Annotated in this window: 7 protein-coding genes and 1 tRNA gene; 2 read left to right on the forward strand and 6 right to left on the reverse strand. The window is 67.1% G+C overall.

Translation table 11 applies throughout. From position 1 onward, the window contains the following. Window positions 1-15: 15 nt before the first annotated feature. From Q7C18_RS11810 to Q7C18_RS11825, 4 genes are all read right to left on the reverse strand, one after another. Window positions 16-888 carry a carbohydrate ABC transporter permease gene (locus Q7C18_RS11810; protein WP_311025554.1) on the reverse strand — a complete coding sequence of 291 codons (873 nt, stop codon included), beginning with the start codon at window positions 886-888 and terminating at the stop codon, window positions 16-18. Then, on the reverse strand, window positions 885-1,844 hold the full coding sequence (locus Q7C18_RS11815) for a sugar ABC transporter permease (RefSeq protein WP_311025555.1): 960 nt from the start codon (window positions 1,842-1,844) through the stop codon (window positions 885-887). The genes Q7C18_RS11810 and Q7C18_RS11815 overlap by 4 nt, the downstream gene beginning before the upstream one ends. After that, window positions 1,841-3,163 (reverse strand): extracellular solute-binding protein, encoded by a 1,323-nt coding sequence (locus tag Q7C18_RS11820; protein ID WP_311025556.1) that lies wholly within the window; start codon window positions 3,161-3,163, stop codon window positions 1,841-1,843. The genes Q7C18_RS11815 and Q7C18_RS11820 overlap by 4 nt, the downstream gene beginning before the upstream one ends. A 163-nt stretch (window positions 3,164-3,326) precedes the next feature. After that, window positions 3,327-4,310, reverse strand: a complete 984-nt coding sequence (locus Q7C18_RS11825; RefSeq protein ID WP_311025557.1) for a LacI family DNA-binding transcriptional regulator — start codon at window positions 4,308-4,310, stop codon at window positions 3,327-3,329. 113 nt (window positions 4,311-4,423) lie between these two features. Between Q7C18_RS11825 and Q7C18_RS11830 the strand changes: the two genes are divergently transcribed. Continuing rightward, entirely contained in the window at window positions 4,424-7,435 is a 3,012-nt protein-coding gene (locus tag Q7C18_RS11830; RefSeq protein WP_311025558.1) for a glycoside hydrolase family 38 C-terminal domain-containing protein, read from the forward strand. A 3-nt stretch (window positions 7,436-7,438) separates the two neighbouring features. On the opposite strand, the gene Q7C18_RS11835 is transcribed toward Q7C18_RS11830, so the two are convergent. Then, complete coding sequence (locus tag Q7C18_RS11835; protein ID WP_311025559.1) at window positions 7,439-8,338, reverse strand: macrolide 2'-phosphotransferase; 900 nt, start codon at window positions 8,336-8,338, stop codon at window positions 7,439-7,441. Between the two features lie 95 nt (window positions 8,339-8,433). Beyond that, a tRNA-Gly gene (locus Q7C18_RS11840) sits at window positions 8,434-8,507 on the reverse strand. Between the two features lie 93 nt (window positions 8,508-8,600). Here Q7C18_RS11840 and Q7C18_RS11845 point away from each other — a divergent pair. Further along, on the forward strand, window positions 8,601-9,233 hold the full coding sequence (locus Q7C18_RS11845) for a class I SAM-dependent methyltransferase (RefSeq protein ID WP_311025560.1): 633 nt from the start codon (window positions 8,601-8,603) through the stop codon (window positions 9,231-9,233). Window positions 9,234-9,277: the final 44 nt, after the last annotated feature.

The raw sequence follows: 9,277 nt of genomic DNA on the forward strand, positions 1-9,277 counted from the left end.
TTCCATTCTAGGGGGTCAGCCCTTCACGCCGCCCGCAGCGATGAATCCGGTGCCGAGGCTCCTCCCCACGAACAGATACAGCACGATGACCGGCAGGGAGTAGAACAGCGAGAACGCGGCCAGCTGCCCATAGGCGACCTGGCCGTACTGGGAGGAGAAGGTGTAGAGGGTGACCGCTGCCGGCAGGTTGTCCGGACTGAGCAGCAGCATGAACGGGACGAAGAAGTTTCCCCACATCATCACGAAGGTGAACAGCGTGGCCACTCCGAGCCCTGAACGCATCAGGGGCATCACCACAGCCCACAGGGTCCGATAGACGCCGGCCCCTTCCGTCCACGCGCTTTCTTCGATCTCGAGCGGCACTGAGTCCATGAAGCCCTTGGTCAGAAAGATGGCATAGGGCAGCGACGAGGCGCCCAGGAACAGGATCGCCCCGGCCATCGAGTCGATGAGGTTGATCTGCACGAAGAGCGAGTAGACGGGAATCATGATCGCGGTGATGGGTAGCCCGGTGGAGAAGATGATCGTCAGCAGCAGGGGCCGCTTTCCCCGGAACCGGTACCGAGAGATCGGGTAGGCGCACAGCACCGCCGCCGTCATCGTCACGAGCGTCGCCCCGCCGCAGAGGATGAGCGAGTTCGCGATCGGTCGGAAGGTGGTCTCGGCGTTCCAGATGGCCGAGAAGTTGCCCAGGCTCCAGGTCTCCGGCCAGGCCACCGCCAGCGAGGCATCGGTGTTGAAGGCCGCCAGCACCACCCAGAGCAGCGGGATGAGGAAGACGGCGCCCAGGAAGATCATGACCACCGTGGACACGGCCTCGGCGGTCCGTGCTCGCCGACCTCGCCCAGCCCGGGAGACCGGCACGTCATGCCGCGCGGTGGTGGTCATCGTTTGTCCTCCTCGGGAAGCAGCCGCAGATACAGGATCGAAGCGATCGCCCCGATCATCAGGAGCAGGAGGGCCACCGCGGTCCCGTAGCCGAGCTGGCCGTAGGAGAAGGCCTGCTCGTACATGTACAGCGGCAGGGTCTGGCTCTGTTGGGCTGGTCCTCCACCGGTCATGATGAAGATCAGGCCGAACACCGACAGCGTCTGCAACGTGATGAGCATGAGGTTGGTCGCGACAGCGGGCCGCAGCAGCGGCAGCGTGACGGACCAGAGGCGACGCAGCGGTCCCGCTCCGTCCACGGAGGCAGACTCCTGGATCTCGGCGGAGATGCTGCCCAGAGCCGCGGAGTAGACCAGCATCGAGAATGCCGTGCCACGCCAGATGTTCGCGAAGGCCACGGCCAGGATCGGCAGGCTGAACAGCAGGTCCTGCGGGGGCAGGCCGACCGTCTCGAGGATCGTATTGAGGCTGCCCTCATCGGCGAAGAACGTGTAGAGCAGGTAGCCGGCGACGACTTCCGGGAGGATCCACGCCGCGATCACGATCGCGGTGACGACGAACGTCACCACCCGGTGCGCCTTCTCCATCAGCAGGGCGAGCAGCAGGCCCAGCAGGTTCTGCCCGATCACGGCGGACACCACGGTGAACACCAGCGTCAGTCCGACGGAGTTCCAGAACTGCTCGTCGGAGAATGCCTGCATGAAGTTCTCGAACCCGACGAAGGAGGTCTCGGCCGCCCCCTCGCCCCGTATGGCCGAGTCGGTGAAGGCCAGCCACAGGGAGTAGAGGATCGGGCCGGCCATGAACAGCAGCAGCAGGCCGAGCGCAGGGACCATCGGGACGGCTCGACGCGCGGTGAGGCGATCACCGATGGTCCGGTTCTGCCGCGGCCTCTCCTCCTGCCGATCGACGGTGTCGGGACTCCGGGTCTCGATGGTGGCGGCGGGGGCGCTCATGCGGACTCGTCCTGGACGTTCTCTGAGCCGACGATGTCGGTCACGGCGGAGTCGTAGGCGGCCGCCGCCTGGTCGGGCGTCTGGGAACGGGTCATCACTGCCTCCATGGCCTCCTGGATCGCGTTGGACACCTCGGGATAGGCCGGCAGAGCCGGACGGTAGTGGGCGCCGTCGAGCAACGAGGTGAAGAACTCCGCGGTCGGCGAATAGTCCTGATACCGCTCGTCGGCGGCGACGTCATCGCGCACGGTGATGTAGCTGTTGGCGATCGTGAAGTCGACCATGATGTCCTTCTCGCAGAGTGTCTCCATGAAGGAGAAGGCTGTCGCCGGGTCGTCGGCGTACTGGGGGAGCGTGAGACACCAGCCCCCGCTGAGCGTCACATAGCCCGGGTCCTGGCCGTTCTGCGTCGGCATGCGCGCCAGACCCATGGTCTCGGTCCACTCGGGCCACGGGCTGGTCCCGCCCTCCACCCAGTTCTGTGACACCCAGGAACCGTCGATGACCATTCCGAGCTCCCCCTGAGGCAGCAGCCGGGAGTAGATCGTCTCGCTGATATTGGGGTCCAGGTTCTGGGCGAGGCTGAGGGTGAGGTCCTCCGCGAAGACGGTCTCGAGCATCTGGAGGGAGTCCCGGAATCCCGCGGAGCCGATCACCCAGCGGTGGCTGTCCTCGTCGTACAGGGTGGAGCCGGTGCCGTAGAGAAGCATCTCGAAGCCCTGCATGGAGGCCTTCTCGCCCTGTGACTTGCCGGAGTAGATCACCAGAGGCGAGACGTCGGGAAGCGCGGACTTCAGGATGCGCGCCGCCTCGAGGATCTCCTCCCAGTTCTGAGGCGCCCAGTCCTCCGGGAGTCCGGCTCGGGCGAAGACCTCTTTGTTGAACCAGATCGCTCGGGTGTCGGTATGGGTGGGAATCGCATAGGTGGACCCGTCCTCTGCCGTGACGGCCTCTCGAGACGCCTCGGCGATCTGCTGCCACCCCTCCCAGCCAGCCACAAAATCGTCGATGGGCTGGAGGTAGCCGGCGCCGACGTCGGAGAGCAGGATGAAAGTGTCCGCGTAGGAGATGTCCGGCGATGTCCGCGGTGAGGACATCAGCAGCTCGTTCTTGGTGTAGTAGTCGTTCTCCGCCGCGACGATGGGCACCAGTTCGACCGTATGGTCAGGGTGTCGGCTGGTGTGGCGCTCGGCCGCCCTGTTGATCCAGTCCTCCCACAGGGTCCCCGAGCCGAACTGCTGATAGGCGATACGGATGACGTGCCCGTCCGCGGATGCTGATCCCCCGCAGCCGGTCAGCGCGGTCAGCGGCAGGACCATCCCGACGCCTCCGACGAATCTCAGGAACGACCGACGGCCGACCTCTGACCCTGTCTGCTGCCCGACGTGCATCCTTGCCGCCCTCCCCACCGGCATCCGGTGATGTGCCCTGCGTCACAAGTGGAGCCAGAATCACAGGACAGCGCTGTCATGTCAAGAGGTGTCAGAACTCGACCTGCCGTGCTTCGACCGGCATCGTGACATGCCGGGGGGCGGGATCCTCAGCGGCCGCACGCTCCAGCAGCAGGCGGGCCGCAGTCCGCCCGACTCCGGCTTTGTCATAGGCCAGCAGCGTGACCGGCAGGTCGAAGTAGCGCGCCTCGGGAAGATCGTCGAAGCCGACGACGGCGAGGGTCTCACCCTGGCCGTGAAGCTCCTCCAACACTCCCAACGTCAGGAGATTGTTGGAGGCGAAGACGGCTGTGGGCGGAGCCGGAGAGTCGAGCATCTCCGCCATGGCACGACGGGACTCCGCCGCCGTGCGCACCCCGAAGCGCAGGAGCAGCTCATCGACCGGAACACCGAGCTCCCGATGGGCCTGACGGTACCCCGCGACGCGGCGCCGAATGTTGTAGATGTACTCCAGGTCGCCGATGAAGGCGACCCTCGCATGCCCCTGATGCAGCAGCGCCTTGACAGCGGTACGCGTCGCGCCCCAGTCGTCCGGGGCCACGGAGTCCGCCTCGAGACCCTCGATGACACGATGGGCCAGGACCATGGACAGCCGCCCTGAAGCCGCGACGAGGTGCCGGTGGTCGTCCCCCGAGGGGACGATGACCACACTGTCCACGCCGCGGTCCTGGAAGTTCTCGAGCAGCTGCCGCTCCTGCTCGGCATCCTCATCCGTGGACGCGATGATCAGCGAGTGGCCCGCGGCCCGCAGCACCTGCTCCACTCCATGGGCCAGCGCGACGACGTGGGGGTTCTCGAGCGTCGTCACCAGCAGACCGGCCATCGGCAGCCGACGCCCCCTAGCCAGACTTCGTGCCGCCTGATGCGGACGGAACCCCAGCTCACGGACAGCCGCCCGCACCTTCAGCGCCGTGGCCTCGGCCACGTATCGCTCGCCATTGACCACCCGGGAGGCCGTCTTCAGACTCACCCCTGCGGCCGTGGCGACATCCTGGAGGGTGACCCGGCGCCCCATGACCCACCCCCTCACCATCCGACGATGTGACGTTGACAACATTCGTGACCTCTGATTGTATCGGCCAGACAGCGCTGTCATGCTTTGCTCTCTCCGTCAGGACGGTCTCCCTCATGCACGACGACACCGCACTCACCCTCGGCCGGGCCTCGCGCGTCCTGCGAGAACGCATCATCCCCGCCGTCCACTCCGCCTCGCGTCCACTGGAGGTTGCCGCCCACGAACTTCCTGGCGAGCCGATCCCTCCGGAGGAGGGACTGCGCCTGGAGTTCAGCCCGTACACGGTGGGCACCCCCTGGGGGCCGGCCTGGGGGACCACCTGGTTCCGCGTCCGCGCCACCGTCCCGAAAGACTGGGCCGGCCGCCAGGTGGAGATCGCAGTGGACCTGGGCTTCGACACCTCACGCACAGGCTTCCAGTGCGAAGCTCTGGTCCATCGGCCTGACGGCACCCCGCTCAAGGCCCTCAACCCGCAGAGTCAGCACGCCACAGTGCTCGACGAGGCCCGCGGCGGGGAGAAGATCGAGCTGTTCCTCGAAGCCGCAGCCAACCCGGAGATCCACGGAAGCCGGGGCTTCGTCCCCACGTGGGACGGTGACATCCGCACCTCCAGCACCGACCCCCTCTATGTGACCCGCCGGATGGACCTGGCGGTCTTCGAACCGGAGGTCCACGGCCTGGCGCTGGACGTGCAGGTCCTGCTCGAACTCGCCGAACAGCTGCCGGAGGGCCGGCGTCGACACAGGATCCTGGAGAGCCTCGACCACGCGCTGGACGTCCTGGACCTGCAGGACATCCCGGGCACGGCGGCTGGCGCCCGCACTTGCCTGGTTGAGCCGCTCTCCTCTCCGGCGGAGACCAGCGCGCATACTGTGTCGGCCGTCGGGCATGCCCACATCGACTCCGCCTGGCTGTGGCCGATCCGCGAGACCATCCGGAAGGTCGCCCGGACGACCACCTCGATGGCGGAGCTCATCGATCGCACCGATGACTTCCTCTACGGCATGTCCTCGGCGCAGCAGTATGCCTGGATCAAGGAGCACCGCCCGCGCGTCTGGCAGCGGGTGCGCGCCGCCGTCGCGAAGGGACGCTTCCTTCCCCTGGGGGGCATGTGGGTGGAGTCCGACGTCGTCATGCCCACCGGAGAGTCCATCGTCCGCCAATTCTCCCAGGGTCAGCGATTCTTCGAGCGCGAGTTCGGGATCCGCTGCAAAGGAGTGTGGCTGCCTGACTCGTTCGGCTACTCGCCCTCCCTCCCCCAGCTGATGCGTCGTTCCGGATTCGAGTGGTTCTTCACCCAGAAGATCTCCTGGAACCAGGTCAACGTCTTCCCGCACCACACCTTCGCCTGGGAGGGTATCGACGGCTCCCGCATCCTGAGCCACTTCCCGCCCATGGACACCTACAACGCCCAGCTCTCCGGCGAGGAGCTCGCGAAGGCCACCTCCCAGTTCCGGGAGTCGCGTCGCGCCAGCGGATCGATCGCGCCGGTGGGCTACGGCGACGGCGGCGGCGGCACGACCCGTGAGATGGTCGGCCGCTCGCGGCGTCTCAGCGGCCTGGAAGGCAGCGCGGTCGTGCGGTGGGAGCACCCCGACGACTTCTTCGACCGGGCGCAGGAGGAGCTGCCGGATCCCCCGGTGTGGGTCGGAGAGCTGTACCTGGAGATCCACCGGGCCACGCTCACCTCCCAGCATCGGACCAAGCAGGGCAACCGGCGCAGCGAGCATCTGCTCATCGAGGCCGAACTGTGGGCGGCCACCGCCGCTGTCCGAACTGGTGCCGAGTATCCCTATGCGGAGCTCGACGAGCTCTGGCAGCTCACTCTCCTACATCAGTTCCACGACATCCTGCCGGGGACCTCCATCGCATGGGTGCATCGCGAGGCGCAGGCGGCCTATGAACAGATCCAGGAACGGGCGGAGGCCCTCATCTCTGATTCCCTGGCGAGTCTGGTGGGCCCGGGAGACGTGCCGCTGGAAGCCAACTCCACGCCGTTCAAGCAGCCCGGACTTCCCGCATTGGCTGTCGGGGCGCCACAGCAGCAGGCCACTCCGGTCCAGCTGACCCAGCTCGACGACGGAGCCGTGGAACTGCGCAACGACCAGGTGGCGGTGACGATCACCGGTGCGGGACACATCCGTTCAGCCCGCGATCTGGCCACCGGACGGGAGAGCGTGGCGCCGGGCAAGGAGGCGGGAGTGCTGCAGCTCCACCAAGACTTCCCCAACAAGTGGGACGCCTGGGACGTGGACCGCTTCTACAGGAACAGGGTCACGGAGCTGCGCGACGTCTCCTCCTTCGCCGCGGAGGTCACCGACGACGGCACCGCCGTCGTCAGCGTCGAACGTCGCTTCTCCACCTCCTCGTTGGTGCAGCGACTCATCCTGGAGCCCGGAAGCAGGACGCTCCGCATCGAGCAGAGCACGGACTGGCGGGAGACGGAGAAGTTCCTCAAGGTCGCGTTCCCGTTGGATGTGCGAGCTGAGCACACCGCCGCGGAGACGCAGTACGGGTTCCAGCGCCGGGTCACCCACACGAACACCAGCTGGGAGGCGGCGAAGTTCGAGACGTCCATGCACCGGTTCGTCCTGGCGGAGGAACCGGGCTTCGGCGTGGCGCTGGTCAACGACTCCATCTACGGCTACGACGTGACCCGGGACGTCCACGACGCGGACATCACGACCACAGTGCGGCTGTCGCTGCTGCGAGCTCCCCGCTTCCCCGATCCGGAGACGGATCAGGGCGTCCAGACCCACGTCTATGGGATGGTGATCGGCGCCGACGTCGCCGACGCGACGAAGGCGGGCATCGAGATGAATCTCCCGCGTCGACGGATCTCGGGGCGCTCTGGCGTCTCTCCGCTGGTCCGATGCACCGGGGAAGGGGTGGTGATCTCCTCGGTGAAGCTCGCCGACGACCGCTCCGGAGATCTGATCGTTCGCGTCTATGAGGCGCTTGGCCGCCGCGCGGACGGCACAGTCTTCGTGGACGCACCGGTTCTGTCGGTCCGCGACGTGAGTCTGATCGAGGACGACCTCGATCAGGGGGTCGACGCCGAGGGCTCGGTGGACGTGACGCTCCGGCCCTTCGAAGTCAGGACCCTGAGATTCACCAGAGCCTGATGCTCACCCCGTCGCCTCGGGATTCAGCAGCGCCGCGGCGGCGATCCGGTGCTGCGGATCTCCCGTGGTGAGCGCGAACATCCCGTAGGCCACCGGGGACGCGGCCCACAGCTCATGGCAGTGCTCGGCCAGCTGAGGCCACACGGTGCCACCGGCCTCCTCGTAGGCGTCCACTGTGACCTCGAACGCCTCCTGCCCGGCGATGGAGAACTGGTACGAGAAGTCCCGTCCGGGGTCGTCCACCCGGGCGGTGGTCCAGTCCAGGATGCCGGTGATCTGCCCGGTCTCACCGAGCAGGATGTGCGCCGGGTACAGCTCCCCGTGGGTCATGACAGCACGCTGGGGCCAGAGCTCATCGGCGTCGAGCCAGGTACGCCACCGGGCCAGCAGGTCTGAAGCCACGTCGAACTCGGAGGCGACGACGTCGATCTCCTCCTGCCAACGGGCCCGAGAGTCCTCCGGGCTGCGGACCTCCAGCCCAGCGGCGCGGGCCTCCTCGGGGTCGATGCTGTGCAGCTCGGCCAGGAGTCGGCCGAGCGCGGAGGCGAACTCATGGGACTCAGCATCCATGTGCCACTGCGGCTCCCCGCCACGCAGGGTCAGCCCCGGGTGCCCGGGCAGCGCTCGGTAGGCGATCAGCTCCTCGGAGTGCACCTCCCAGGCCGGGACGGCGACGCTCAGATGAGGGCGCACGAACTCAAGGATGCGGGCCTCCTCGTCCATGCGCGGCAGGACGTCCGGCCGGCGCGGCACCCGGAGGACCCAGCGCTCTCCCGCCGCATCATGGGCGAGCGCCACGCGGAAGTCGAGGCCCGCGTCGACGATCTCGACGCTGTTCTGGTCGAGCGCCAGGCCATGCCAGACGGCCCGCTGGATGACGTCGTCGAGAGCTGAGGAGTCCATCCGTTCACGCTACTGGCGCGCTCTCTCTGCGGCAATGCGCACAGGGGCCGAAACGTGATCAGGGGTGATGCATCGTGTGCATCACCCCTGAGTGGTGGAGCGGATGACGGGAATCGAACCCGCGTCGTCGGCTTGGGAAGCCGAAGCTTTACCATTAAGCTACATCCGCGCAGAACCCGGATCCGCGGACCCGAGGAACTTCTGAGTAGAGATTATCACTCCTGGGCAGGGTGATTTCCAATCGGCCGCTACGGTGACTCTCATGGCCACCTCCCCGAGCACTGACGACGCCGACTGGGCCGCCTACTATCGGCGCACCGCCGACCGACCGCCCCGCTCCCTGCTTCGTGATGCTCTGGCACACCTGTCCACCGCGGCCCGCCGCGCTGGCGATGTCCACCATGCAGTGGACCTGGGCTGCGGCGACGGCACCGAGACCCTTCACCTGCTGAGCGCGGGGTTCCACGTGACCGCGATCGACCGTGAGCAGACTGCGGTGGATACGGTCACCACTCGTGCCGAGGACGCGGAACTCAGTGAAGGCCTCACCACCGTGTGCGCCGACCTGTGCTCAGCCGATCTGCCGCGCGTGGACTTGGTGCTGGCCTGCCTGAGTCTGCCGTTCCTGCGGGAGGACGATCTGGTCGAGGTGTGGCAACGCCTCCTCGCCTCGCTGCATCCTGGCGGGATCCTGGCCGCTCAGCTCTTCGGCGACCGGGACTCCTGGGCCACCGGCGAGACCGCCGTGGAGGGGATGACGTTCCACACCCGCGACGACGTGGAGGCATGGGTGAGTGGACTCACCGTGCTGCAACTCGACGAGCGCGAGTACGACGGTCCCAGCGGCCGGGGCCCCAAGCACTGGCATGTGTACGACGTGATTGCGCGGAAGTGACCCGGCGGTAGTGGTCGCCAGGCCGGGATCAGGCAGCAGAGGTA

Source organism: Nesterenkonia sp. CL21 (assembly GCF_031705515.1).
GTDB classification, from domain to species: Bacteria; Actinomycetota; Actinomycetes; order Actinomycetales; family Micrococcaceae; genus Nesterenkonia; species Nesterenkonia aethiopica.